The sequence below is a fragment of the Streptomyces sp. UW30 genome, assembly GCF_008042075.1.
In the GTDB taxonomy this organism is placed as follows: Bacteria; Actinomycetota; Actinomycetes; order Streptomycetales; family Streptomycetaceae; genus Streptomyces.
The window spans coordinates 512,917-536,430 of the sequence record NZ_RDBN01000021.1 but is presented as its reverse complement, the minus strand read 5'-3'; the positions used below and the strand labels follow the sequence as shown (position 1 = coordinate 536,430).

Below are 23,514 nucleotides of genomic sequence, written 5' to 3'. Positions count from 1 at the left end.
GCTTACTTACCCGCCTTTCCGACCTTGCGGCGGATGACTTCGCCCTCGTACTTGACGCCCTTGGCCTTGTACGGGTCGGGCTTGCGCAGCTTGCGGATGTTGGCCGCAACCTCGCCGACCTTCTGCTTGTCGATGCCCTCGACCGAGAACCGGGTCGGGTTCTCCACCTTGAAGGAGATCCCCTCGGGGGCCTCGACGGTGATCGGGTGGCTGTAGCCCAGAGCGAACTCCAGGTTCGAACCCTTGGCGGTTACGCGGTAACCGACACCACTGATCTCGAGCTTCTTCACGTAACCCTGGGTCACGCCGGTGATCATGTTCGCCACCAGCGTGCGGGACAGGCCGTGCAGGGCCTTGTTCTGACGCTCGTCGTTGGGGCGGGTGACGTTGAGAACGCCGTCCTCACCCTTGGCGATGTCGATCGGCGCGGCAACGGTGTGGGTCAGCGAGCCCTTGGGGCCCTTGACCGAAACCGTACGGCCGTCGATGGTGACGTCCACGCCGGCGGGAACCGTGATGGGGAGCTTGCCAATACGCGACATAGCTGTTTCCTCCGTTCCCTTCCGCTACCAGACGTAGGCGAGGACTTCCCCACCCACGCCCTTCTTGCCGGCCTGCTTGTCGGTGAGGAGCCCGTGCGACGTGGAGATGATCGCCACGCCGAGGCCGCCGAGCACCTTCGGCAGGTTGGTGGACTTCGCGTAAACCCGGAGACCGGGCTTGGAGATCCGCTTGATGCCCGCGATGGAGCGCTCACGGTTCGGGCCGAACTTCAGCTCGAGGACGAGGTTCTTGCCCACCTCGGCGTCCTCGACGCGCCAGCCCGTGATGAAGCCCTCCTGCTGGAGGATCTCCGCGATGTGCGACTTGATCTTCGATGCCGGCATCGTCACGGAGTCGTGGTATGCCGAGTTCGCGTTCCGCAGACGCGTAAGCATGTCTGCGATCGGATCAGTCATGGTCATGAATTGGCCTTCGGCCTCTCTCGCCGTGGTTTCCTGGTGCGCCATCCCTCTCCCCGATCCGAGACGGGACGGGTGCGGCGCGGTGGACCTACGGCGTAGTAAGTCGTACGGGCGACCGTCAGGCGCCCAACCCTCCAAGCCTAAGCCATGGAGAGGAGGGCGCCTGACACGCCCATTGCTTACCGAGAGCCTCTGGAATCCCTAAAAGGGGGATTACCAGGAGCTCTTGGTCACGCCCGGCAGCTCGCCACGGTGAGCCATCTCACGAAGGCACACGCGGCACAGGCCGAACTTGCGGTACACGGAGTGGGGACGGCCGCAGCGCTGGCAGCGCGTGTAACCACGCACGCCGAACTTGGGCTTGCGAGCAGCCTTCGCGATCAGAGCCTTCTTCGCCATCTCGCTCACGCCTCCTTGAAGGGGAAGCCGAGGTGACGAAGGAGCGCGCGGCCCTCAGCGTCGTTGGTCGCCGTGGTCACCACGGTGATGTCCATACCCCGGGTGCGGTCGATCTTGTCCTGGTCGATCTCGTGGAACATGACCTGCTCCGTGAGACCGAAGGTGTAGTTGCCACGGCCGTCGAACTGCTTGGGGGACAGACCACGGAAGTCGCGGATGCGCGGCAGCGCGAGCGACAGGGTGCGGTCCAGGAACTCCCACATGCGGTCGCCACGGAGCGTGACGTGGGCACCGATCGGCTGACCCTCACGCAGCTTGAACTGCGCGATGGACTTACGGGCCTTGGTGACGGCCGGCTTCTGACCGGTGATGGTGGTCAGGTCGCGGATCGCGCCCTCGATCAGCTTCGAGTCACGGGCGGCGTCGCCGACACCCATGTTGACCACGATCTTGACGAGGCCGGGGATCTGCATGACGTTCTCGTACTTGAACTCGTCACGCAGCTTGCCCGCGATCTCCTCGCGGTACTTCGTCTTGAGACGCGGAGTGGTGGTGGTAGCCATCAGATGTCCTCACCCGTCCGCTTGGCAACGCGAACCTTGTTGCCCTCATCGTCGAAGCGGTAACCGACACGCGTGACGACCTTGTTGCCGTCCTTCTCAACGACCAGCTGGACGTTGGAGACGTGGATCGGCGCCTCGGTCGTGACGATGCCACCGGCCTGCGAACCCTTGGCGGTCGGGCCGGCCTTGGTGTGCTTCTTGACCCGGTTGACACCCTCGACCAGAACACGGTCCTCGCGGGGGTAGGCCGCGATGACCTTGCCCTGCTTGCCCTTGTCCTTACCGGTGATGACCTGGACCAGGTCGCCCTTCTTGATCTTCATGCTTACAGCACCTCCGGCGCGAGCGAGATGATCTTCATGAACTTCTTCTCGCGCAGCTCACGGCCGACGGGGCCGAAGATACGGGTGCCGCGAGGGTCGCCGTCGTTCTTCAGAATGACGGCGGCGTTCTCGTCGAAGCGGATGTACGAGCCGTCCGGACGGCGGCGCTCCTTGACGGTGCGAACGATGACCGCCTTGACGACGTCACCCTTCTTCACGTTGCCGCCGGGGATCGCGTCCTTGACGGTGGCGACGATGACGTCACCGATGCCCGCGTAGCGGCGACCGGAGCCACCGAGCACACGGATGCAAAGGATTTCCTTCGCACCAGTGTTGTCGGCGACGCGCAGTCGCGACTCCTGCTGGATCACGTCTATCTCCTGTTTGTCTGCCGGTTCCCGGCAGGGGCCGTTCTCTTACGAGACGAGCCCCTGCCGAGCCTGGCGGAACTGACCTGCGGGATTTGCCCCGCAGGAATTACTTGGCCTTCTCGAGGATCTCGACGATGCGCCAGCGCTTGGTCGCCGACAGCGGACGCGTCTCCATCAGGAGGACGCGGTCGCCGACGCCGGCAGCGTTCTGCTCGTCGTGCGCCTTGAGCTTGTTCGTACGGCGGATGACCTTGCCGTACAGCGCGTGCTTCACACGGTCCTCGACGGCGACGACGACGGTCTTGTCCATCTTGTCGCTGACGACCAGACCCTCACGGGTCTTACGGAAGCCACGGGCCTCTGCGTTCTCAGTCACGTTGCTCTCGCTCATCAGGCGCTCTCCACCGTCTCGATGCCCAGCTCGCGCTCACGCATCAGGGTGTAGATCCGCGCGATGTCCTTACGGACGGCCTTCAGCCGACCGTGGTTCTCGAGCTGACCCGTCGCCGCCTGGAAGCGGAGGTTGAACAGCTCTTCCTTGGCTTCGCGGAGCTTCGCGAGAAGCTCCTCGTCACCCAGTTCGCGCAGCTCGGACGCCTTGGTACCGGCCGACATCACGCTTCACCTGCCTCGCGCTTGACGATCCGGCACTTCATCGGCAGCTTGTGGGCCGCACGAGTCAGCGCCTCACGGGCGATCTTCTCGTTGGGGTACGACAGCTCGAACATCACGCGTCCGGGCTTGACGTTGGCGATCCACCACTCCGGAGAACCCTTACCGGAACCCATGCGGGTCTCGGCAGGCTTCTTGGTGAGGGGACGGTCCGGGTAGATGTTGATCCAGACCTTGCCACCACGCTTGATGTGACGCGTCATGGCGATACGAGCGGCCTCGATCTGACGGTTCGTCACATACGCCGGGGTCAGCGCCTGGATGCCGTACTCGCCGAACGCAACCTGCGTGCCGCCCTTGGCAGCGCCGCTGCGCTTGGGGTGGTGCTGCTTGCGGTGCTTGACCCTACGGGGGATCAGCATGTCGGTCAGGCCTCCGTTCCGGTGCTCTCAGCCGGAGCGGCGGGGGCCTCGGCCTTGGGGGCCTCGGCGCCGGCAGCCTGCTGCGGCTTGCGACCGCGCCGCTCGCCACCACGGCCACCACGGGCCGGGCGGTCGGAGCCGCCGCCACCGCGAGCCGGGCGGTTACCCGCACGGGCGGCAGCGTTCTCGGCGCGGACCTCGGCGATGTTCTTGACGTCGCCCTTGTAGATCCAGACCTTCACGCCGATGCGGCCGAAGGTCGTCTTGGCCTCGAAGAAGCCGTAGTCCACGTTCGCGCGGAGCGTGTGCAGGGGCACACGGCCCTCGCGGTAGAACTCCGAGCGGGACATCTCGGCGCCACCGAGGCGGCCACCGCACTGGATCTTGATGCCCTTGGCGCCGGCCTTCATGGCGGACTGCATGCTCTTGCGCATGGCCCGACGGAAGGAGACACGGGAGGAGAGCTGCTCGGCAACGGCCTGGGCAACCAGCTGAGCGTCGGTCTCGGGGTTCTTGACCTCGAGGATGTTCAGCTGGACCTGCTTGCCCGTGAGCTTCTCGAGGTCACCGCGGATGCGGTCGGCCTCGGCGCCACGGCGGCCGATGACGATGCCCGGACGAGCGGTGTGGATGTCCACACGCACGCGGTCACGGGTGCGCTCGATCTCAACCTTCGAGATACCGGCGCGCTCCATGCCGGACGTCATCATCCGACGGATGGCGACGTCTTCCTTGACGTAGTCCTTGTACAGCTTGTCGGCGTACCACCGGGACTTGAAGTCCGTGGTGACACCGAGCCGGAACCCGTGCGGGTTTACCTTCTGGCCCATTACCGGGTTCCTTCCTTGCTGCTGACGACCACAGTGATGTGGCTGGTCCGCTTGCGGATCCGGTAGGCACGGCCCTGGGCACGCGGACGGAACCGCTTCAGGGTCGGGCCCTCGTCGACGTACGCCTCGCTGATGACCAGCGAGGAGGCGTCCGGGTGGTCGTAGTTGTGCGCGGCGTTGGCGATGGCGCTGTCGAGCACCTTGCCGACCGGCACGGAGGCTGCCTGCGGAGCGAATCGCAGAACAGCCTGAGCCTCCGTGGCATCCATGCCACGGATAAGGTCCACCACGCGGCGGGCCTTCATGGGCGTAACGCGGATGTACCGCGCCTGGGCCCTGGCTTCCATGGTTGTCCCTCTCAGTTACTTACGTGTCTGAATGCGATCCGCTACTAGCGGCGCTTCGACTTCCGGTCGTCCTTGACGTGGCCCCGGAAGGTGCGCGTCGGCGAGAACTCGCCGAGCTTGTGGCCGACCATCGACTCGGTGACGAACACCGGGATGTGGGTCTTGCCGTTGTGCACCGCGAGCGTGTGGCCGAGCATGGCCGGCACGATCATGGAGCGACGGGACCAGGTCTTGATGACGTTCTTGGTGCCTGCTTCGTTCTGCGTTTCCACCTTCTTGATCAGGTGGTCGTCGACGAAGGGCCCCTTCTTGAGACTGCGCGGCATCTAAACCCGCTCCTAGCGCTTCTTGTTCGTCTTGCGGCGGCGGACGATGTACTTGTTCGACGCCTTCTTGGGCGAACGAGTACGACCTTCCTTCTGGCCCCAGGGGCTGACCGGGTGGCGACCACCGGAGGTCTTGCCCTCACCACCACCGTGGGGGTGGTCAACCGGGTTCATCGCCACACCGCGAACGGTCGGGCGGATGCCCAGCCAGCGCTTGCGGCCGGCCTTGCCCCAGTTGATGTTGCTCTGCTCGGCGTTGCCGACCTCGCCGACCGTGGCGCGGCAGCGCTGGTCGACCAGGCGGATCTCACCGGACGGCATGCGGAGGTGGGCCATCGAGCCCTCCTTCGCGAGCAGCTGCACGGAGGCACCGGCGGAGCGGGCGAACTTGGCGCCGCCACCGGGACGGAGCTCGATCGCGTGGATCGTGGTACCGACCGGGATGTTGCGCAGCGCCAGGTTGTTGCCCGGCTTGATGTCGGCCCCAGGACCGTTCTCGACGCGGTCGCCCTGGTTCAGGCCACGCGGCGCGACGATGTAGCGCTTCTCGCCGTCCGCGTAGTGCAGGAGCGCGATGCGCGCGGTGCGGTTGGGGTCGTACTCGATGTGCGCGACCTTCGCCGGCACGCCGTCCTTGTCGTGACGACGGAAGTCGATCACTCGGTAGGCGCGCTTGTGTCCGCCACCCTGGTGGCGAACGGTCACACGACCGGCGTTGTTACGGCCGCCCTTGCTGTGCAGCGGGCGGACCAGCGACTTCTCCGGCGTGGACCGCGTGACCTCGACGAAGTCGGCGACGCTGGAGCCACGACGGCCCGGCGTAGTCGGCTTGTACTTGCGGATTCCCATTTCTCAGTCCTCGTCCGATATCGGACGATCCGACCCGCTTATGCGGTCGGACCGCCGAAGATGTCGATACGGTCGCCCTCGGCGAGGGTCACGATCGCGCGCTTGGTGGCGGCACGCTGGCCGAACCCGGTGCGGGTCCGCTTGCGCTTGCCGGCGCGGTTGATCGTGTTGACCCCAGTGACCTTGACGTCGAAGACCGCCTGGACGGCCTCCTTGATCTGGGTCTTGTTGGCACGCGGGTCGACGACGAACGTGTACTTGTTCTCGTCGAGGAGCGCGTAGCTCTTCTCGGACACGACCGGCTTCAGCAGCACGTCACGGGGGTCCGTGTACGCCTTGCTGGCCGGGGTGACGACGGTGTTCTTGCCCTCGGCGGCGTGGCGACGCGCCTTGGCGACGCGCGCGGCCTTGGCGACCTTGGCCGCCTTGGAGGCAATGCTCGGGTGACGCGTAGCCATCAGGCCTCGCTCCCTTCGGTGTCAGTGGCCTTCGGGCCCGACACGAAGGACTCGAACGCGGCCTGGGTGAAGACCACGTCGTCCGAGACGAGAACGTCGTACGTGTTCAGCTGGCCCGGCTCCAGGATGTGGACCTGGGGCAGGTTGCGGGCGGACAGCCACGCGGCCTCGTCGGCGCGCTCGACGATCAGGAGCAGGTTCTTGCGCTCCGAGATCTTGCCGAACAGCGTCCTGGCGGCCTTGGTGCTGGGGTTCTCGCCCTCGATCACGCCGGAGACGACGTGGATGCGGTTGTTGCGGGCCCGGTCGGTGAGGGCGTGGCGCAGGGCCGCGGCCTTCATCTTCTTCGGGGTCCGCTGCGAGTAGTCACGCGGCACGGGACCGTGCACGACGCCACCACCGGCGAACTGCGGCGCGCGGGTCGAACCCTGACGGGCTCGGCCGGTGCCCTTCTGGCGGTACGGCTTCTTGCCGCCACCACGGACTTCGCCGCGGCGCTTGGTCTTGTGCGTGCCCTGACGGGCAGCGGCCAGCTGTGCGACGACGACCTGGTGGAGCAGCGGAACGCTGATCTTCTCTACGTCGAAGATCTCCGCGGGGAGCTCGACGGAACCGGCCTTGTCGCCCGCCGGCGAAAGGATGTCAACAGTGCTCATCGGTTACCTCAGGCCCCCTTGGCCGCGGTGCGGACCAGGACGAGGCCGCCGTTCGGACCGGGAACCGCGCCCTTGATGAGCAGCAGACCCTTCTCCGCGTCAACGGCGTGGACGGTCAGGTTCTGGGTGGTGACCCGCTCGTTGCCCATACGACCCGCCATGCGGAGGCCCTTGAACACACGGCCCGGGGTGGCGCAGCCACCGATGGAACCGGGAGAGCGGTGCTTGCGCTGGGTGCCGTGACCGGCGCCGAGGCCCTTGAAGTTGTGACGCTTCATGACACCGGCGAAGCCCTTGCCCTTGCTCTTGCCGGTCACGTCGACCTTGATGCCGGCCTCGAACACCTCGGCGGTGATCTCCTGGCCGAGGGTGTACTCGCTGGCGTCAGCGGTACGGATCTCGACGAGGTGGCGGCGGGGAGTGACGTCGGCCTTGGCGAAGTGGCCCTTGAGGGGCTTGTTCACCTTGCGCGGGTCGATCTCGCCGAAGGCGATCTGGACCGACTCGTAGCCGTCGCTGTCGTTCGTGCGGACCTGGGTGACGACGTTCGGGCCGGCCTTGACGACGGTGACGGGAACAACACGGTTGTTCTCGTCCCACACCTGCGTCATGCCGAGCTTCTCGCCCAGGATGCCCTTGATCTGCTTAGCCATTCTCAGATCACCGGCCCCTAGAGCTTGATCTCGATGTCGACACCGGCCGGGAGGTCGAGTCGCATCAGAGAGTCAACGGTCTTGGGCGTCGGGTCGAGGATGTCGATCAGGCGCTTGTGCGTGCGCATCTCGAAGTGCTCGCGCGAGTCCTTGTACTTGTGCGGCGACTTGATGACGCAGTACACGTTCTTCTCGGTGGGGAGCGGCACCGGGCCCGCGACCGACGCACCAGTGCGGGTCACCGTCTCGACGATCTTCTTCGCCGAGGAGTCGATGACCTCGTGGTCGTAGGCCTTGAGCCGGATGCGGATCTTCTGTCCCGCCATGGCTACTCAGTAGTCCTGTCTCTTTTAACGCTCTGGAACCCGGTGTTCCGTCTTCCCGCTTCCGACCCACGCGGTCGGGTGTGTCGCGCTCTCACCGACACAGATGCCCCTTGTTCGAGCATCCCCAGTCTGGGAGCACGGCCCTTCCGGAACCGCAGGCCGGGGGCGGAAGGCCCACCGGGTGCCTGGCCGGTATTGCACTGTCACTTCCCGAAAGATTCCCGTACGTCCGCCCCAGCGCTGCCTTACGGCAGTTAGGGCGACGAGTACTGTGGGACTCGCTTCCGGTCCTCCCGGCGGGAGGCGCGCAGCATCAACACTCGACCGAGCAACTCCGACAGTCTGCCATATGGGGCGGGGGCTCCGCCAATCGAGCCGGAGAGAATACCCCGAGGGTGACGCAGGTCAAACCCGGCCCGCGGCGTCCCTGGACCGACCGGGCACCCGGCGTCTGATCCGTACCGTCCCGTCCGAGTTGTCCTCGGCCAGCCCCCGGATCAGCCCATGGTCCGGCGAGAGCCCGCACGCGGGGTCCGTACGGGCGGCGTCCCCCGTGAGCGCGTAGGCCTGGCAGCGGCAGCCGCCGAAGTCCTCCTCGCGGCGGGAGCAGCTGCGGCAGGGGTCGGGCATCCAGTCGGTGCCGCGGTAGCGGGTGAACGCCCCCGAGTGGTCCCAGATCCAGTCCAGCGGGTGGTCCCGGACGTTCGGCGGGTCCAGGTCCGGCAGCGAGGCGGCGGCCGGGCAGGGCAGGACGGTGCCGTCCGGGGTGACGGTGAGCGAGACCGCTCCCCAGCCGCCCATGCAGGGCTTGGCGACGCCGTCGAAGTAGTCGGGGACGACCCAGACCAGCTCGGGCCCGTTCGGGAGCCGCCCGCGCCACCGCTGCACCGCCTCCCGCGCGCCGGCGAGCTGCTCACGGGTGGGCAGCAGCGCGGCGCGGTTGAGCAGGCCCCAGCCGTAGAACTGGACGTTGGCGAGCTCGATGCGGTCCACGCCCCAGGACACGCCCAGCTCGACGAGCGCGTCGAGGGCGTCAAGGTTCTCGCGGTGCAGGACGACGTTGAGGCCGAGAGGCAGGCCCGCGGCCCGCACCAGTTCGGCGGCCCGTTCCTTCTCGGCGAAGGAGCGGCGTCCGGCGATGCGGTCGGAGGCGCGCGGGTCGGCGTGCTGCACGGACAGCTGGACGCTCTTCAGTCCGGCGGCGGCGAGTGCGGCCAGGCGCAGCTCGCTCAGGCCCACGCCGCTGGTGACCAGCTGGGTGTAGATGCCGGCCGCCTCGGCCGCGGCGACGATCTCCACCAGGTCCCGGCGCAGCAGCGGCTCGCCGCCCGACAGATGCATCTGGACGACGCCGAGCTCGCCCGCCTGGCGCAGCACGTCCGCCCACTGTGCGGTGGTCAGTTCGCGTGAACGGCGCGTCAGCTCAAGGGGGTTGGAGCAGTACCCGCAGTGCAGCGGGCAGGCGTGGGTGAGCTCGGCGAGCAGGGCCCAGGGTCGGGCGGGGGCCGCGGCTGCCGGGCCCGGCGGCGGATCGGTCGGGGTCATCGCAGCCAGCCCTCCGTGCGCAGCCGTTCCAGGAACAGGGGAACGTCGGTGGCCACCGGGGCGTCGGGGAAGCGCGCGGCCAGTTCCTCGACGATGTCGCCGACCCTGCGTGTGCCGTCGCACAGGCCGACCACCGCGCCGGCCGAGCCCGTCAGGACGCCGACGCGCTCCGGGAGGAGCAGCAGGTCCGCGTCCCGTACGGGGTCGTGGCGCCGCACGATGGCGGGGGCCAGGGCGGGCCGCCAGTCGGTGCCGGGCGGCGCGTTCACTCCTGCTCCCCGCGGCTCGCCCCGTCCACGGTGTCCAGCAGCGACCACAGCACGTCGCACTTGAAGCGCAGCGCGGCCACGGCACGCTCCTGGTCGTCGCGGGTGCGGGCCCAGCCCATCACCAGGTCGAGCGCCTCGCGGCTGTCGCGGCGCCCCTGGGAGACACGGGTGCGGAAGTAGGCGAGGCCCTCGGCGTCGATCCACGGGTAGTGGCGCTCGAAGGCGTCGATACGGGTGCGCATCAGGTCAGGGGCGGACAGTTCGGTCAGTGAGGCGGCGACGGCCTCCAGGGGTGGACGCAGCCGGCAGAAGTTGACGTATCCGTCGACCGCCAGCCGTACGCCCGGCAGCACCGAGTCGGCGCGCAGCAGCATCTCGCGGTCCAGGCCGGCCGCCTCACCGAGCCGCAGCCAGCGCTCGATGCCGCCCTCGCCGGTCTGCGCCCCGTCGTGGTCCTGGATGCGACGCAGCCACATCCGGCGCAGCTCGGAGGTGGGCAGCTTGGCGGTGATCAGGGCGTCCTTGACGGGGATGTGGCGCTGGTAGTGGAAGCGGTTGACGATCCAGCGGCGCAGTTCCTCCGGGCTGAGGTCGCCGCTGTGCATCCGGAGGTTGAAGGGGTGCAGGTGGTGGTAGCGCTGCTCCCCCACCGCGCGCAGCCGTGCCTCGAACTCCGTGGGGCTCCAGGGCTGCGCCGGCGGGGCGAGGGTCGTGTTCGCAGCTGGCGTGTTCATGGCTCGATCACCATCCCGTCGTACGCCACCTCGATGCCCAGCCGGGCGAGCCGCTTGTGCTGGGGTGCGGCCGGGTCGACGAGGGGGTTGGTGTTGTTGAGGTGGGTGTACAGGCACCGGGCGGAGAGGCCGGCCAGCCGCTCGGCGGTGCCGTCCGGGCCGTCGATGGGCAGATGGCCCATGCCGGTGGAGGTGCGGGAGGAGATGCCGGTGCGACGAGGCTCCTCGTCGTCCCAGAAGGTGCCGTCGACGATGACGCAGTCGGCCTCGGCGGCGGCCTGCTGGAGCCGGTCGGGCCAGGCGGCCAGCGCCGGGGCGTACAGGACCGAGGCGCCGGAGGCGGGGTCGTACAGGCGCAGCGCGACGACCCAGGCGTCGTCGTCCGGGGCGTCGGCGGCGTATCGCGGGCGCTTGCCGGACACCGGGATGCCGGTGACCTGAAGGCCTCCTCCCGCGCCGTCCAGCGGCTCGGCGCCGCGCCCGGGCAGCTCCCGCCAGGTCACGTCGGTGTACGGCGCCAGCACCTCGCCGAGGCGCAGGCGGTCCAGCAGCGCCTGCCGGACCGGGGCCGTCGCCAGCACCTGGAGCCGCTCGGCCTCGCGCAGCCGGGCGATGCCCAGGGTGTGGTCGAGTTCGGCGTCGGTGAGGATCACTCCGGCAACCGGGGTCTGCCGGGGGCCGGGCCCCGGGTGGAGCTCGGGCCGGGCCTCGATCTGGTCGCCGATGTCGGGGGTCGCGTTGACGACGTACCAGCGGCCCTCGCCGGTGCGTACGGCGAGCGAGGCGTGCCGGCGGCGCCGGTGGGGGTGGGCGCGTGCCCCGGAGCAGCCGGGGCACGCGCAGTTCCACTGGGGGATGCCGCCGCCGGCGGCGGTGCCGAGTACCAGCAGCAGCATGGCAGCGGCTAGCGGGTGCTGAGCGAGTAGGCGGTGACTTCCAGCGCGGTGTCGACGACCTCGAAGGCGGGGGCCTGCCAGGTGGTGTCGTCCGTCGTCGCGGGGGTCTGCTCGACCGGCTTCAGCGGTTCCTTGGTCTCGTGCATCGGTCGTACGTCCCTTCTGGTGGGGTTACTTGACGGGTTACTCGGGGAAGGGGCCGGGTCACTTGATCGGGACGCGGAGGATCTTGTCGTTGCCGTATCCCAGGTCGCTGGTGCCGACCCACAGTTCGTCCGCGCCGGGCACCTTGGCGATGGCGCGCAGCCGGCCGTACGTTCCGGGGTAGAAGGCGCTCTTCGTGCCGAGGCGTTCGCTGTTGCCGTCGATCGGGACGCGCCACAGCCGCTGCCCGCGCAGCGACGACACGTACAGGACGTTGCGTACGACGGCGAGCTGGGCCGGCACGCCCTTGACGGGGCTGAAGGTGGCCTTCGGGCCGGTCATGCCCTTGACGGAGCAGGAGCCCTCGCAGCTGGGCCAGCCGTAGTTGGCGCCCCGCTTGATCAGGTTGAGCTCGTCGTGGGTCTGCTGGCCGATCTCCACCGACCACAGCCGGCCCTTGCGATCCCAGGCCAGGCCCTGCGGATTGCGGTGGCCGTAGCTGTAGACGTGGTTGCCGAAGGGGTTGCCGGGGGCCGGCTTCCCGCTCTTGGTGATCCGCAGGATCTTGCCGTTGATCGAGTTCTTGTTCTGCGCGAGCTTCGGCTGGAGTGCCTCGCCGGTGGTGACGTAGAGGTACTTGTCGGGGCCGAACGCGATCCGGCCGCCGTTGTGGTCGCCGCCCCGCCGGATGCCGGTGAGGATCGGCTTGTAGTTGCGCAGCGAGGAGCCGTCGTAGTCCATCCTGACGACGCGGGTCTCGTTCTTCGTGGTGTGCATGAAGAACACCTGCTTGTCCTTCTTGCCGTCCCAGGTCGGCGACGGAGCGACCCCGAGCAGCCCGCCGGCGCCCTCGTCGTACGGCTCCGGAACCGTGTACGGCACCTCGCCGACCCATTTCTTGTTGCCGGCCCGGTCGAGGCGGTAGACCTGGTAGGACAGCCGCTCGGTCACCAGGGCGGTCCGGCCGTTCGGCAGGAACGAGATGCCCCAGGGGGTGTGCCACCCCTTCGACAGCGTCTTGGCGCCGGCCGGGGCGCCGCCGTCGGCGGCGGTGGGGGCGGCAGTCACCGGCTGGGCCAGGCCGGTCGCCAGCAGCGCGACCGCGGTGGCGAGCGAGGCTATCCCGAACCGGGACGAATGCCGCATCGAGCGGCGTATGTCGGTCATGTGGACGTCCTTCGTCGTACTCGAATTGACGGTGGGCAGCGCTACTTGACGACGACGCGGAGGATCCGGTCGCCGTCCGGGTGCCTGGACGTGCCCATCCACAGCTCATTGCGGCCGGGGACCTTCGCGAGGGCACGCAGTGCGTACCCGGAGAAGACCTTGGTCTTCGCGCTGTCGCCCTTGCCCGCGAGAGCCGAGGCGATCGGGACGCGCCAGAGCTTCCAGCCGCGCAGCGACGACACATACAAGTGATCGCCCACGACAGCGACCTGGGCGGGGGCCGTGGTGTGATCCCAGGTGACCTTCGGATTGGTCATGCCCTTGACGGAGCAGTGGCCCTCACAGCTGGGCCAGCCGTAGTTGGCGCCCCGCTTGATCAGGTTGAGCTCGTCCTTCGCTTCCTGCCCTATTTCCGCCGACCACAGCCGGCCCTTGCGGTCCCACGCCAGGCCCTGCGGATTGCGGTGGCCGTAGCTGTAGACGTGGTTGCCGAAGGGGTTGCCGGGAGCCGGCTTCCCGCTCTTGGTGATCCGCAGGATCTTGCCGTTGACCGAGTTCTTGTCCTGCGCGAGCCTCGCGTGCGTGGCCTCGCCGGTCGCGACGTAGAGGTACTTGTCGGGGCCGAAGGCGATCTTGCCGCCGTGGTGGTTGGAGCCCCGCTTCAGCCCGCCGAGGATCACGGTGTAGCCGCTCAGCGACTTGCCGTCGTAGTTCATCCGCACCACCCGGCTCTCGGTCGCCGTGGTGTGCATGAAGAACACCTGCCTGTCCCTGCGGCCGTCCCAGGTCGGGGACGGGGCGACTCCCAGGAGCCCGCCCTTGGCGGCGTCACCGGGCTGGAAGACAGCCACCTTCGGCACCTTGCCGATCAGGGTCCTGCTGCCGTTGTCGCGCAGGCGGTAGACACGGGCGCTCTCGTTCTCCGTCACCAGTGCCGAGCGCCCGTCCGGCAGGAAGGAGATGGCCCACGGGTTCGACCAGCCCGTGGACAACTTCGTTACGTCGACGGCGGCTTGCGGGGCGAGATCCGTGGCCGCGGCGGTGGTGGACGGCACCGCACCGGCCAGCAGGGCGGCCGCAGCGGTGAGCGAGGTTATGCAGAACCGGGACGAATAACGCACCCAGTGGCCTGAATGTGCCATGCCGACACCTTTCTTGATTCCTCACAGCACTCTTTTCGAGGCGTGATCGGCATGCCACTCGGGGGGAGCCACGAGGGTGAGAAAACAGCGAAAGGGCCCGTACGACCGAAGTCGTACGGGCCCTCTCAGGTGCTCGCGCTGGAGCTACCAGGTCAAATCAACAAGCTTACTTGTTGATCTTGGTGACCTGGCCGGCGCCCACGGTCCGGCCACCCTCACGGATGGCGAACTTCAGGCCCTCTTCCATGGCGACGGGCTGGATGAGCTCAACGGTCATCTCAGTGTTGTCGCCCGGCATGACCATCTCGGTGCCCTCGGGGAGGGTCACGACGCCGGTCACGTCCGTCGTACGGAAGTAGAACTGCGGACGGTAGTTGTTGAAGAACGGCGTGTGGCGGCCGCCCTCGTCCTTGGACAGGATGTACGCCTGCGCCTCGAACGAGGTGTGCGGGGTGACCGAGCCGGGCTTGATGATGACCTGGCCGCGCTCGACGTCCTCGCGCTTGATGCCACGGAGCAGCAGACCGACGTTCTCACCGGCCTGGCCCTCGTCGAGCAGCTTGCGGAACATCTCGATGCCGGTGACCGTGGTGGTGGTCTTCTCGGTCTTGATGCCGACGATGTCGACGGTCTCGTTGACCTTGAGGACACCACGCTCGATACGGCCGGTGACGACCGTGCCACGACCGGTGATCGTGAAGACGTCCTCGATCGGCATCAGGAACGGCTTGTCGACGTCACGCTCGGGCTGCGGGATGTTCTCGTCGACGGCCTTCATCAGGTCGAGGACGGTCTTGCCCCACTCGGCGTCGCCCTCGAGGGCCTTGAGCGCCGAGACCTTGACGACCGGCAGGTCGTCGCCCGGGAACTCGTACTCGGAGAGCAGCTCACGAACCTCGAGCTCGACGAGCTCCAGGATCTCCTCGTCGTCCACCATGTCGGCCTTGTTCAGGGCGACAACGATGTAGGGAACGCCGACCTGGCGGGCCAGGAGCACGTGCTCCTTGGTCTGCGGCATCGGGCCGTCGGTGGCGGCAACCACGAGGATGGCGCCGTCCATCTGCGCCGCACCCGTGATCATGTTCTTGATGTAGTCCGCGTGACCGGGGCAGTCGACGTGGGCGTAGTGACGCGTCTCGGTCTGGTACTCGACGTGCGCGATGGAGATGGTGATACCGCGCTGGCGCTCCTCAGGAGCCTTGTCGATCTGGTCGAAGGCCGAGGCCTCGTTCAGGTCCGGGTACGCGTCGTGCAGCACCTTGGTAATGGCGGCCGTAAGGGTCGTCTTACCGTGGTCGATGTGACCGATGGTGCCGATGTTGACGTGGGGCTTAGTCCGCTCGAACTTCGCCTTCGCCACGGGGTCCTCCTGTGGAGTGGTTCTGAACGCCTTGCTTCATCGGCGCCAGGTGATCTTTGCTGGAAAGCCCGGGCCTCGGGGCAAACATCCACGTTTGCGGGTGTTTGCCCCTCAAGGCTCCGGAGTCAAGCCTAAAGCGTGTGAACGCGGAGCGTTACTCGCCCTTGGCCTTCGCGATGATCTCCTCGGCGACGTTCCGCGGAACCTCGGCGTAGGAGTCGAACTGCATGGAGTAGCTGGCCCGGCCGGACGTCTTGCTGCGCAGGTCGCCGACGTAACCGAACATCTCCGAGAGGGGCACGAGGCCCTTCACGACGCGGGCACCCGCCCGCTCCTCCATGGCCTGGATCTGGCCACGGCGGGAGTTGATGTCGCCGATGACCTCACCCATGTAGTCCTCGGGCGTGGTGACCTCGACGGCCATCATCGGCTCAAGGAGCACGGGGCTGGCCTTGCGCGCGGCCTCCTTGAAGGCCTGCGAACCGGCGATCTTGAAGGCGAGCTCCGAGGAGTCGACCTCGTGGTAGCCACCGTCGATGAGGGTGACGCGCACGCCGGTCATCTCGTAACCGGCGAGGATGCCGAACTGCATGGCCTCCTGCGCACCGGCGTCGACCGAAGGGATGTACTCCTTCGGGATACGACCACCGGTCACCTTGTTCACGAACTCGTACGAGGCGTCGCCGCCCTCGATCGGCTCGATCGCGATCTGCACCTTGGCGAACTGGCCGGTACCACCAGTCTGCTTCTTGTGCGTGTAGTCGACGCGCTCGACGGCCTTGCGGATCGTCTCGCGGTAGGCGACCTGCGGCTTGCCGACGTTGGCCTCGACCTTGAACTCACGGCGCATACGGTCGACCAGCACCTCGAGGTGCAGCTCGCCCATACCACCGATGATGGTCTGGCCGGTCTCCTCGTCCGAGTGGACCTGGAAGGACGGGTCCTCCTCGGCCAGGCGCTGGATCGCGACGCCCAGCTTCTCCTGGTCACCCTTCGACTTGGGCTCGATGGCGACCTGGATGACCGGCGCCGGGAAGTCCATGGACTCCAGGATGACCGGGTTCTTGTCGTCGCTCAGCGTCTCACCGGTGGTGGTCTGCTTGAGGCCCATGACGGCGATGATGTCGCCGGCGCCCACCGAGTCGATCTCCTCACGCTTGTTCGCGTGCATGCGGTAGATCTTGCCGATGCGCTCCTTCTTGCCCTTGACGGAGTTCAGCACGGCGGTGCCGGACTCCAGGCGGCCCGAGTAAACCCGGACGAAGGTGAGCTTGCCCAGGTGCGGGTCGCTCATGATCTTGAACGCCAGCGCGGACAGCGGCTCGTCGTCGGACGGCTTGCGCTTGACGACCAGCTCGGGGTCCTTCACGTCGTGGCCCTCGATGGCCTCGACGTCGAGCGGGGTCGGCAGGTAGCGCACGACCGCGTCGAGCAGGGGCTGGACGCCCTTGTTCTTGAACGCGGTGCCACAGAACACCGGGGTGACCGTGGTGTCGTTGGACTTGCCGGACGCGATGGTGATGCGACGGATCGCGGCGTACAGCTGCTCCTCGGTGGGCTCCTGGCCCTCCAGGTACAGCTCCATGATCTCTTCGTCGTTCTCCGCGACGGCCTCGATCAGCTTGCCGCGCCACTCTTCAGCGGCCTCGGTGTGCGTGGCCGGGATGTCGACGACGTCGTACATCTCGCCCTTGGCGGCCTCGGCGGACCACACGAGCGCCTTCATGCGGACCAGGTCCACAACGCCCTTGAAGTCCATCTCGGCGCCGATCGGCAGCTGCATGACGAGCGGCTGGGCGCCCAGGCGGTCCGAGATCATGTCCACGCAGCGGTGGAACTCGGCGCCGGTACGGTCCAGCTTGTTCACGAAGCAGATGCGCGGCACGCCGTAACGGTCGGCCTGACGCCACACCGTCTCGGACTGCGGCTCGACACCGGCGACACCGTCGAACACCGTCACGGCACCGTCGAGCACACGCAGGGAGCGCTCCACCTCAACGGTGAAGTCGACGTGCCCCGGGGTGTCGATGATGTTGATGGTGTAGTCGTTGTCCTCGAGCGGCCAGTGACAGGTGGTCGCAGCAGACGTGATCGTGATGCCACGCTCCTGCTCCTGCTCCATCCAGTCCATGGTGGCGGCGCCGTCGTGGACTTCACCGATCTTGTAGCTGACGCCGGTGTAGAAGAGGATCCGCTCGGTGGTGGTCGTCTTGCCCGCGTCGATGTGGGCCATGATCCCGATGTTGCGGACCTTGGCCAGGTCAAGTGAAGTGGTAGCCATAAGGCTTCAGTCTTCTCTCGGTCTCGATGGGGTCTGCGACTACCAGCGGTAGTGCGCGAAGGCCTTGTTGGACTCGGCCATCTTGTGGGTGTCCTCGCGCTTCTTCACGGCCGCACCGAGGCCGTTCGAGGCGTCGAGAAGCTCGTTGAGGAGACGCTCGGTCATGGTCTTCTCGCGACGGGCGCGGGAGTAACCGACCAGCCAGCGCAGCGCGAGCGTGTTGGCACGACCGGGCTTGACCTCGATCGGAACCTGGTACGTCGCACCACCGACACGGCGGGACTTGACTTCGAGGGTCGGCTTGATGTTCTCAAGCGCGCGCTTCAGCGTGATGATCGGGTCGTTGCCCGTCTTCTCACGCAGACCCTCCATGGCGCCGTAGACGATGCGCTCGGCGGTGGAGCGCTTGCCGTTCAGCAGCACCTTGTTGATGAGCGACGTGACAAGAGGAGAACCGTAGACCGGGTCGATGATGACCGGGCGCTTCGGGGCGGGGCCCTTACGAGGCATTCTTACTTCTCCTTCTTGGCGCCGTAGCGGCTGCGGGCCTGCTTGCGGTTCTTGACACCCTGGGTGTCAAGCGAACCTCGGATGATCTTGTAGCGAACACCCGGCAGGTCCTTCACACGGCCGCCGCGCACGAGCACGATGGAGTGCTCCTGCAGGTTGTGTCCCTCACCCGGAATGTAAGCGGTGACCTCGATCCCGCTGGTCAGACGCACACGCGCGACCTTACGCAGGGCCGAGTTCGGCTTCTTCGGGGTGGTCGTGAACACACGCGTGCAGACGCCACGACGCTGAGGGGAACCCTCGAGTGCGGGCGTCTTGTTCTTCTCGACCTTGTCCTGCCGGCCCTTACGGACCAGCTGCTGGATCGTAGGCACTACTTCTCCGGTTTCTGTGTGCCGAATGGTGAAGCTAACCTGGAACGTCGCCGACCCACGCGGTCGGGTGTGTCGAATCCAGCGAACTTCCGCCGCGAGGCGAAAAGAGCACAGATTACGGTGGCCGCTCACGGCTCGCTATGCGGTTGAAGGCACGCACAAGAGCCAGGGCACACCCCAGGCACAAGGTCTGAGCGTACCTACCTCATTCGCTGCGGTCAAAACAAATGGGCCCCGCCCGCATCGCCATACGGCCGATGTCAAGACCGCACGGCGGGTTTGATCTTCGAATCGCCGATCCGGACATGCCCGGGTCCCTCAGCCGGCCCCGGATTCGGACACGGCGGCGGCCACCATCAGCAGCGTCAGCAGCACCACCCAGCCCGCGGTCGACAGCCACCCGAGCACGAGCCCGGTCAGCGCCAGCGCGTCACCGCCCTGCCCGGTGCGGCGTATCTCGGTACGCGCCGCGTGCCCCAGGACCACGGCCGGAATGCCGGTCAGCCCGAAGCTCACGAGACAGAGCACCCCGCACACCGCCGACCCGACGGCCTTGCTGTTGGTCTGCGGACGCGGCGACGCCAGGAACGTCCCAGGTACGGGCGTGACGGGCGCCGGCTGCGGCATGGGGCCCTGCGGCAGGTCGGAGACGAGCAGAGCCAGCTCCCCCACCGTACGGGCCGTATAGGCCCGCGTGACCCGCTTCTCGAACTCGGGCTGCTCCAGCCGCCCTTCCCCGTAGCCGGCCCGGAGCACATCCACGGCCCGCTCACGGTCGGCGTGCGAGGCGAGCATCGACGGGGCGCTGGGCCCGGACCACGGCTGTGGCGCGCTGCTCCCCTGCCATGGAGGCCACGGCTGCCACGACGGATGCGTCATGGAACACCTCCCCCGTACTGGTCGGAGTCCTTCCATGATGCGCCGAACCGGCATAGCGGGCATCGGGGTCCACCCGGAGAAAACCCCGAGACGGCCCCGGGAACGCCGAAGGGCGGCCACCTCGAAAGGTGACCGCCCTCGACTGCGCCTGAGTCAGGCTGCTCGCTTACTGGTTGTACGGACCGTAGTCGTAGTCCTCCAGCGGAACGGCCTGGCCGGAGCCGGTGCCGAACGGCGAGTAGTCGATGTCGTCGTAGCCGACGGCCGAGTACATCGCGGCCTTGGCCTCCTCGGTCGGCTCGACCCGGATGTTGCGGTAGCGGGACAGACCCGTACCGGCCGGGATGAGCTTACCGATGATGACGTTCTCCTTGAGGCCGATGAGCGAGTCGGACTTGGCGTTGATCGCCGCGTCCGTGAGGACTCGCGTCGTCTCCTGGAAGGACGCCGCCGACAGCCAGGACTCCGTGGCCAGCGAGGCCTTGGTGATACCCATGAGCTGCGGACGACCGGAGGCCGGGTGACCGCTCTCCTGGACCACACGACGGTTCTCGGTCTCGAACTTCGAGCGCTCGACCAGCTCGCCGGGCAGCAGCTCGGCATCGCCGGACTCGATGATCGTCACACGGCGCAGCATCTGCCGGATGATGATCTCGATGTGCTTGTCGTGGATCGACACACCCTGCGAGTTGTAGACCTTCTGGACCTCGCCGACCAGGTGGACCTGGACGGCACGCTGACCCAGGATGCGCAGCACATCGTGCGGGTTGGTGGCACCCACGGTGAGCTTCTGGCCCACCTCGACGTGCTCGCCCTCGCTGACCAGGAGTCGGGCACGCTTCGAGATCGGGAACGCCGTCTCGTCGCTGCCGTCGTCCGGGGTGACGACGAGCTTCTTGGTCTTCTCGGTCTCCTCGATCCGGACGCGGCCGGTGGCCTCGGAGATCGGGGCGACACCCTTCGGGGTACGGGCCTCGAAGAGCTCGACGACACGCGGCAGACCCTGGGTGATGTCGTCACCGGCCACACCACCGGTGTGGAAGGTACGCATCGTCAGCTGGGTACCGGGCTCACCGATGGACTGGGCGGCGATGATGCCGACCGCCTCACCGATGTCGACCAGCTTGCCGGTGGCCAGCGAACGGCCGTAGCACATCGCGCAGGTGCCGACGGCGGACTCGCAGGTCAGGACCGAGCGGGTCTTGACCGTCTCGATGCCGGCCGCGACCAGCTGGTCGATGAGAACGTCACCGAGGTCGACGCCCGCCGGGGCGAGCACCTTGCCGTCCACGACGATGTCCTCGGCGAGGCAGCGTGCGTACACGGACGTCTCGGCGTTGTCCGCCTTGCGCAGGACGCCGTCGGCGCCACGCTCGGCGATGGCCAGCTTGAGACCACGGTCGGTGCCGCAGTCCTCCTCGCGGATGATGACGTCCTGGGAGACGTCGACCAGACGACGGGTGAGGTAACCCGAGTCGGCGGTACGCAGGGCGGTGTCCGCCAGACCCTTACGGGCACCGTGCGTGGAGATGAAGTACTCCAGCACGGACAGACCCTCACGGAACGAGGCCTTGATCGGACGCGGGATGGTCTCGTTCTTCGCGTTCGACACCAGACCACGCATACCGGCAATCTGACGCATCTGCATCATGTTGCCTCGTGCACCCGAGTTCACCATCATGAAGATCGGGTTGGTCTTCGGGAAGTTCTCGTTCATCGCCTCGGCAACCTCGTTGGTCGCCTTGGTCCAGATCGCGATGAGCTCCTGCGTGCGCTCGTCCTTGGTGATCAGACCGCGCTCGTACTGCTTCTGGACCTTCTCGTCCTGCGCCTCGTAGCCCTTGACGATCTCCTTCTTCGCGTCGGGAACGACGACGTCGGAGATGGCGACGGTGACGCCGGAACGGGTGGCCCAGTAGAAGCCGGCCGCCTTCAGGTTGTCGAGCGTCGCCGCCACGATGACCTTCGGGTAGCGCTCGGCGAGGTCGTTGACGATCTCGGAGAGCTGCTTCTTGCCGACCTCGTAGTCGACGAACGGGTAGTCCTCGGGCAGCAGCTCGTTGAAGAGCGCGCGGCCCAGGGTCGTCCGCAGACGGAACGAGTCACCCTGCTGCCACTCCGGCTCGCCCTCTTCCTGCYCCGGCGGCATCCAGCCGCGGGGCGGGATGGTGCCGACCGGGAAGCGGATGTCGATCTTCGACTGGAGCGAGAGCTCGCCCGCGTCGAAGGCCATGATCGCCTCGGCCACGGACGCGAAGGAGCGGTCCTCGCCCTTCACGTTCCGCATCTCGCTGTCGGTCGTCAGGAAGAACAGACCGAGGACCATGTCCTGGGTCGGCATCGTCACCGGACGGCCGTCGGCGGGCTTGAGGATGTTGTTCGAGGACAGCATCAGGATGCGGGCCTCGGCCTGCGCCTCCGCGGACAGCGGCAGGTGCACGGCCATCTGGTCACCGTCGAAGTCCGCGTTGAACGCGGTGCAGACGAGCGGGTGGATCTGGATGGCCTTGCCCTCGACCAGCTGCGGCTCGAAGGCCTGGATGCCGAGGCGGTGCAGGGTGGGCGCACGGTTCAGCAGAACCGGGTGCTCGGCGATGACCTCTTCGAGGACGTCGTACACGACCGTGCGGCCGCGCTCCACCATGCGCTTGGCGCTCTTGATGTTCTGCGCGTGGTTCAGGTCGACCAGGCGCTTCATCACGAACGGCTTGAAGAGCTCCAGCGCCATCGCCTTGGGCAGACCGCACTGGTGCAGCTTCAGCTGCGGACCGACGACGATCACGGAACGCGCGGAGTAGTCCACACGCTTGCCGAGCAGGTTCTGACGGAATCGACCCTGCTTACCCTTCAGCATGTCGCTGAGGGACTTCAGCGGACGGTTACCGGGGCCGGTCACCGGACGGCCGCGACGACCGTTGTCGAAGAGGGCGTCAACAGCCTCCTGAAGCATGCGCTTCTCGTTGTTGACGATGATCTCGGGCGCGCCGAGGTCGAGGAGCCTCTTCAGACGGTTGTTGCGGTTGATCACACGGCGGTACAGGTCGTTCAGGTCGGAGGTCGCGAAGCGGCCACCGTCCAGCTGCACCATCGGGCGAAGGTCCGGCGGGATGACCGGGACGCAGTCGAGGACCATGCCCTTGGGGCTGTTGGAGGTCTGCAGGAAGGCAGACACGACCTTCAGCCGCTTCAGCGCACGGGTCTTCTTCTGGCCCTTGCCGGTACGGATGATCTCGCGGAGCTTCTCGGCCTCCTCGTCGAGGTCGAAGGACTCCAGGCGCTTCTGCAGCGCCGCGGCACCCATCGAACCGTCGAAGTAGGTGCCGAAGCGGTCCCGCAGCTCGCGGTAGAGCAGCTCGTCGCCCTCGAGGTCCTGGACCTTGAGGTTCTTGAAGCGGGTCCACACCTCGTCGAGGCGGTCGATCTCGCGCTGCGCACGGTCACGCAGCTGCTTCATCTCGCGCTCGGCACCCTCGCGCACCTTGCGGCGCACGTCGGCCTTGGCACCCTCGGCCTCAAGCTCGGCGAGGTCCGTCTCGAGCTTCTTGGCGCGGGCCTCCAGGTCGGCGTCCCGGCGGTTCTCGACCTGCTGACGCTCCACGGAGACGTGCGCCTCCAGGGAGGGCAGGTCGCGGGTGCGGCGCTCCTCGTCGACGAACGTGATCATGTACGCCGCGAAGTAGATGACCTTCTCGAGGTCCTTCGGCGCCAGGTCCAGCAGGTAGCCGAGGCGCGAAGGAACACCCTTGAAGTACCAGATGTGCGTGACGGGCGCGGCCAGCTCGATGTGGCCCATCCGCTCACGGCGCACCTTGGCGCGAGTCACCTCGACGCCACAGCGCTCACAGATGATGCCCTTGAACCGGACACGCTTGTACTTGCCGCAGTAGCACTCCCAGTCCCGGGTCGGACCGAAGATCTTCTCGCAGAAGAGTCCGTCCTTTTCGGGCTTGAGGGTGCGGTAGTTGATGGTCTCGGGCTTCTTGACCTCGCCGTGGCTCCACTGACGGATGTCGTCAGCGGTGGCCAGACCGATCCGGAGCTCATCGAAGAAGTTGACGTCGAGCACTATGCGTCAATCCCTCTCAGGGTTGTAAGTCTTTGGTCTGATACGGG

The 23,514-nt window shown here is 67.1% G+C and carries 30 protein-coding genes; all 30 read right to left on the bottom strand.

Features of this window, described 5'->3' with window-relative positions:
* Positions 1-2: 2 nt before the first annotated feature.
* Positions 3-542, bottom strand: a complete 540-nt coding sequence (rplF, locus tag EAO75_RS12935) for a 50S ribosomal protein L6 (RefSeq protein ID WP_147995164.1) — start codon at positions 540-542, stop codon at positions 3-5.
* A 24-nt stretch (positions 543-566) separates the two neighbouring features.
* Entirely contained in the window at positions 567-965 is a 399-nt protein-coding gene (gene rpsH / locus EAO75_RS12930) for a 30S ribosomal protein S8 (protein WP_030046382.1), read from the bottom strand.
* A gap of 213 nt (positions 966-1,178) precedes the next feature.
* Positions 1,179-1,364 (bottom strand): type Z 30S ribosomal protein S14, encoded by a 186-nt coding sequence (locus EAO75_RS12920; protein WP_003948630.1) that lies wholly within the window; start codon positions 1,362-1,364, stop codon positions 1,179-1,181.
* A 5-nt stretch (positions 1,365-1,369) separates the two neighbouring features.
* The gene (gene rplE, locus EAO75_RS12915; protein WP_020135807.1) at positions 1,370-1,927 is read right to left on the bottom strand and encodes a 50S ribosomal protein L5; all 558 of its coding nucleotides are present in this window, start codon (positions 1,925-1,927) and stop codon (positions 1,370-1,372) included.
* Complete coding sequence (rplX, locus tag EAO75_RS12910) at positions 1,927-2,250, bottom strand: 50S ribosomal protein L24 (protein WP_147995163.1); 324 nt, start codon at positions 2,248-2,250, stop codon at positions 1,927-1,929. The genes rplE and rplX overlap by 1 nt, the downstream gene beginning before the upstream one ends.
* Positions 2,251-2,252: 2 nt before the next feature.
* Positions 2,253-2,621, bottom strand: coding sequence for a 50S ribosomal protein L14 (rplN, locus tag EAO75_RS12905; RefSeq protein WP_003998823.1), 369 nt, complete (start codon positions 2,619-2,621; stop codon positions 2,253-2,255).
* A gap of 106 nt (positions 2,622-2,727) precedes the next feature.
* A complete protein-coding gene (rpsQ, locus tag EAO75_RS12900; RefSeq protein WP_147995162.1) occupies positions 2,728-3,012 on the bottom strand; it encodes a 30S ribosomal protein S17 in 285 nt (94 codons plus the stop codon).
* Entirely contained in the window at positions 3,012-3,236 is a 225-nt protein-coding gene (rpmC, locus tag EAO75_RS12895) for a 50S ribosomal protein L29 (RefSeq protein WP_003998824.1), read from the bottom strand. The genes rpsQ and rpmC overlap by 1 nt, the downstream gene beginning before the upstream one ends.
* Entirely contained in the window at positions 3,236-3,655 is a 420-nt protein-coding gene (gene rplP, locus EAO75_RS12890; protein WP_009327094.1) for a 50S ribosomal protein L16, read from the bottom strand. Before rplP ends, rpmC begins: the two co-directional genes overlap by 1 nt.
* A gap of 5 nt (positions 3,656-3,660) precedes the next feature.
* Complete coding sequence (gene rpsC / locus EAO75_RS12885; protein ID WP_147995161.1) at positions 3,661-4,485, bottom strand: 30S ribosomal protein S3; 825 nt, start codon at positions 4,483-4,485, stop codon at positions 3,661-3,663.
* Complete coding sequence (rplV, locus tag EAO75_RS12880; protein WP_026290933.1) at positions 4,485-4,832, bottom strand: 50S ribosomal protein L22; 348 nt, start codon at positions 4,830-4,832, stop codon at positions 4,485-4,487. The genes rpsC and rplV overlap by 1 nt, the downstream gene beginning before the upstream one ends.
* A 44-nt stretch (positions 4,833-4,876) precedes the next feature.
* The gene (rpsS, locus tag EAO75_RS12875) at positions 4,877-5,158 is read right to left on the bottom strand and encodes a 30S ribosomal protein S19 (RefSeq protein ID WP_147995160.1); all 282 of its coding nucleotides are present in this window, start codon (positions 5,156-5,158) and stop codon (positions 4,877-4,879) included.
* 12 nt (positions 5,159-5,170) lie between these two features.
* Positions 5,171-6,007, bottom strand: a complete 837-nt coding sequence (rplB, locus tag EAO75_RS12870; RefSeq protein ID WP_147995159.1) for a 50S ribosomal protein L2 — start codon at positions 6,005-6,007, stop codon at positions 5,171-5,173.
* A 38-nt stretch (positions 6,008-6,045) separates the two neighbouring features.
* A complete protein-coding gene (gene rplW, locus EAO75_RS12865; protein WP_147995158.1) occupies positions 6,046-6,465 on the bottom strand; it encodes a 50S ribosomal protein L23 in 420 nt (139 codons plus the stop codon).
* Positions 6,465-7,121 (bottom strand): 50S ribosomal protein L4, encoded by a 657-nt coding sequence (gene rplD, locus EAO75_RS12860; protein WP_147995157.1) that lies wholly within the window; start codon positions 7,119-7,121, stop codon positions 6,465-6,467. Before rplD ends, rplW begins: the two co-directional genes overlap by 1 nt.
* Before the next feature lie 8 nt (positions 7,122-7,129).
* Positions 7,130-7,774, bottom strand: a complete 645-nt coding sequence (gene rplC, locus EAO75_RS12855; RefSeq protein ID WP_053753931.1) for a 50S ribosomal protein L3 — start codon at positions 7,772-7,774, stop codon at positions 7,130-7,132.
* 17 nt (positions 7,775-7,791) lie between these two features.
* Positions 7,792-8,100: a 30S ribosomal protein S10 gene (gene rpsJ, locus EAO75_RS12850; protein WP_003948644.1), complete on the bottom strand. Its 309-nt coding sequence runs from the start codon at positions 8,098-8,100 to the stop codon at positions 7,792-7,794.
* 405 nt (positions 8,101-8,505) lie between these two features.
* Positions 8,506-9,645: a pyrroloquinoline quinone biosynthesis protein PqqE gene (gene pqqE, locus EAO75_RS12845; protein WP_147995156.1), complete on the bottom strand. Its 1,140-nt coding sequence runs from the start codon at positions 9,643-9,645 to the stop codon at positions 8,506-8,508.
* Positions 9,642-9,914: a pyrroloquinoline quinone biosynthesis peptide chaperone PqqD gene (gene pqqD / locus EAO75_RS12840; protein WP_147995155.1), complete on the bottom strand. Its 273-nt coding sequence runs from the start codon at positions 9,912-9,914 to the stop codon at positions 9,642-9,644. The genes pqqE and pqqD overlap by 4 nt, the downstream gene beginning before the upstream one ends.
* On the bottom strand, positions 9,911-10,648 hold the full coding sequence (pqqC, locus tag EAO75_RS12835; protein ID WP_147995154.1) for a pyrroloquinoline-quinone synthase PqqC: 738 nt from the start codon (positions 10,646-10,648) through the stop codon (positions 9,911-9,913). Before pqqC ends, pqqD begins: the two co-directional genes overlap by 4 nt.
* Positions 10,645-11,544: a pyrroloquinoline quinone biosynthesis protein PqqB gene (gene pqqB / locus EAO75_RS12830; RefSeq protein WP_147995153.1), complete on the bottom strand. Its 900-nt coding sequence runs from the start codon at positions 11,542-11,544 to the stop codon at positions 10,645-10,647. Before pqqB ends, pqqC begins: the two co-directional genes overlap by 4 nt.
* A gap of 8 nt (positions 11,545-11,552) precedes the next feature.
* Positions 11,553-11,690 (bottom strand): pyrroloquinoline quinone precursor peptide PqqA, encoded by a 138-nt coding sequence (pqqA, locus tag EAO75_RS12825; protein WP_147995152.1) that lies wholly within the window; start codon positions 11,688-11,690, stop codon positions 11,553-11,555.
* 58 nt (positions 11,691-11,748) lie between these two features.
* Complete coding sequence (locus EAO75_RS12820; RefSeq protein WP_147995151.1) at positions 11,749-12,855, bottom strand: PQQ-dependent sugar dehydrogenase; 1,107 nt, start codon at positions 12,853-12,855, stop codon at positions 11,749-11,751.
* A gap of 41 nt (positions 12,856-12,896) precedes the next feature.
* On the bottom strand, positions 12,897-13,997 hold the full coding sequence (locus EAO75_RS12815) for a PQQ-dependent sugar dehydrogenase (RefSeq protein ID WP_147995150.1): 1,101 nt from the start codon (positions 13,995-13,997) through the stop codon (positions 12,897-12,899).
* 166 nt (positions 13,998-14,163) lie between these two features.
* Positions 14,164-15,357, bottom strand: a complete 1,194-nt coding sequence (gene tuf / locus EAO75_RS12810) for an elongation factor Tu (protein ID WP_147995149.1) — start codon at positions 15,355-15,357, stop codon at positions 14,164-14,166.
* Between the two features lie 154 nt (positions 15,358-15,511).
* Positions 15,512-17,638, bottom strand: a complete 2,127-nt coding sequence (fusA, locus tag EAO75_RS12805) for an elongation factor G (RefSeq protein WP_147995148.1) — start codon at positions 17,636-17,638, stop codon at positions 15,512-15,514.
* Positions 17,639-17,677: 39 nt separating this feature from the next.
* On the bottom strand, positions 17,678-18,148 hold the full coding sequence (rpsG, locus tag EAO75_RS12800; RefSeq protein WP_003992340.1) for a 30S ribosomal protein S7: 471 nt from the start codon (positions 18,146-18,148) through the stop codon (positions 17,678-17,680).
* Between the two features lie 2 nt (positions 18,149-18,150).
* The gene (rpsL, locus tag EAO75_RS12795; protein ID WP_003948652.1) at positions 18,151-18,522 is read right to left on the bottom strand and encodes a 30S ribosomal protein S12; all 372 of its coding nucleotides are present in this window, start codon (positions 18,520-18,522) and stop codon (positions 18,151-18,153) included.
* Between the two features lie 318 nt (positions 18,523-18,840).
* Positions 18,841-19,401 (bottom strand): DUF1707 and DUF4190 domain-containing protein, encoded by a 561-nt coding sequence (locus EAO75_RS12790; RefSeq protein WP_147995147.1) that lies wholly within the window; start codon positions 19,399-19,401, stop codon positions 18,841-18,843.
* A 166-nt stretch (positions 19,402-19,567) separates the two neighbouring features.
* On the bottom strand, positions 19,568-23,467 hold the full coding sequence (locus EAO75_RS12785) for a DNA-directed RNA polymerase subunit beta' (RefSeq protein ID WP_147995146.1): 3,900 nt from the start codon (positions 23,465-23,467) through the stop codon (positions 19,568-19,570).
* Positions 23,468-23,514 lie beyond the last annotated feature (47 nt).

Bases quoted from the DNA above. Each gene is read 5' to 3' on its own strand.
- pqqE (WP_147995156.1), bottom strand. From the start codon at position 9,645: ATGACCCCGACCGATCCGCCGCCGGGCCCGGCAGCCGCGGCCCCCGCC.
- rpsH (WP_030046382.1), bottom strand. From the start codon at position 965: ATGACCATGACTGATCCGATCGCAGACATGCTTACGCGTCTGCGGAAC.
- rplF (WP_147995164.1), bottom strand. From the start codon at position 542: ATGTCGCGTATTGGCAAGCTCCCCATCACGGTTCCCGCCGGCGTGGAC.
- EAO75_RS12790 (WP_147995147.1), bottom strand. From the start codon at position 19,401: ATGACGCATCCGTCGTGGCAGCCGTGGCCTCCATGGCAGGGGAGCAGC.
- EAO75_RS12820 (WP_147995151.1), bottom strand. From the start codon at position 12,855: ATGACCGACATACGCCGCTCGATGCGGCATTCGTCCCGGTTCGGGATA.
- rpsC (WP_147995161.1), bottom strand. From the start codon at position 4,485: ATGGGCCAGAAGGTAAACCCGCACGGGTTCCGGCTCGGTGTCACCACG.
- rplW (WP_147995158.1), bottom strand. From the start codon at position 6,465: ATGGCTACGCGTCACCCGAGCATTGCCTCCAAGGCGGCCAAGGTCGCC.
- rplD (WP_147995157.1), bottom strand. From the start codon at position 7,121: ATGAGCACTGTTGACATCCTTTCGCCGGCGGGCGACAAGGCCGGTTCC.
- rplE (WP_020135807.1), bottom strand. From the start codon at position 1,927: ATGGCTACCACCACCACTCCGCGTCTCAAGACGAAGTACCGCGAGGAG.
- rplB (WP_147995159.1), bottom strand. From the start codon at position 6,007: ATGGGAATCCGCAAGTACAAGCCGACTACGCCGGGCCGTCGTGGCTCC.
- rplV (WP_026290933.1), bottom strand. From the start codon at position 4,832: ATGGAAGCCAGGGCCCAGGCGCGGTACATCCGCGTTACGCCCATGAAG.
- rpsJ (WP_003948644.1), bottom strand. From the start codon at position 8,100: ATGGCGGGACAGAAGATCCGCATCCGGCTCAAGGCCTACGACCACGAG.
- rpsQ (WP_147995162.1), bottom strand. From the start codon at position 3,012: ATGAGCGAGAGCAACGTGACTGAGAACGCAGAGGCCCGTGGCTTCCGT.
- pqqB (WP_147995153.1), bottom strand. From the start codon at position 11,544: ATGCTGCTGCTGGTACTCGGCACCGCCGCCGGCGGCGGCATCCCCCAG.
- pqqA (WP_147995152.1), bottom strand. From the start codon at position 11,690: ATGCACGAGACCAAGGAACCGCTGAAGCCGGTCGAGCAGACCCCCGCG.
- pqqC (WP_147995154.1), bottom strand. From the start codon at position 10,648: ATGAACACGCCAGCTGCGAACACGACCCTCGCCCCGCCGGCGCAGCCC.
- rpsG (WP_003992340.1), bottom strand. From the start codon at position 18,148: ATGCCTCGTAAGGGCCCCGCCCCGAAGCGCCCGGTCATCATCGACCCG.
- rplX (WP_147995163.1), bottom strand. From the start codon at position 2,250: ATGAAGATCAAGAAGGGCGACCTGGTCCAGGTCATCACCGGTAAGGAC.
- rplP (WP_009327094.1), bottom strand. From the start codon at position 3,655: ATGCTGATCCCCCGTAGGGTCAAGCACCGCAAGCAGCACCACCCCAAG.
- EAO75_RS12920 (WP_003948630.1), bottom strand. From the start codon at position 1,364: ATGGCGAAGAAGGCTCTGATCGCGAAGGCTGCTCGCAAGCCCAAGTTC.
- rplC (WP_053753931.1), bottom strand. From the start codon at position 7,774: ATGGCTAAGCAGATCAAGGGCATCCTGGGCGAGAAGCTCGGCATGACG.
- EAO75_RS12815 (WP_147995150.1), bottom strand. From the start codon at position 13,997: ATGGCACATTCAGGCCACTGGGTGCGTTATTCGTCCCGGTTCTGCATA.
- rpsS (WP_147995160.1), bottom strand. From the start codon at position 5,158: ATGCCGCGCAGTCTCAAGAAGGGGCCCTTCGTCGACGACCACCTGATC.
- fusA (WP_147995148.1), bottom strand. From the start codon at position 17,638: ATGGCTACCACTTCACTTGACCTGGCCAAGGTCCGCAACATCGGGATC.
- rpmC (WP_003998824.1), bottom strand. From the start codon at position 3,236: ATGTCGGCCGGTACCAAGGCGTCCGAGCTGCGCGAACTGGGTGACGAG.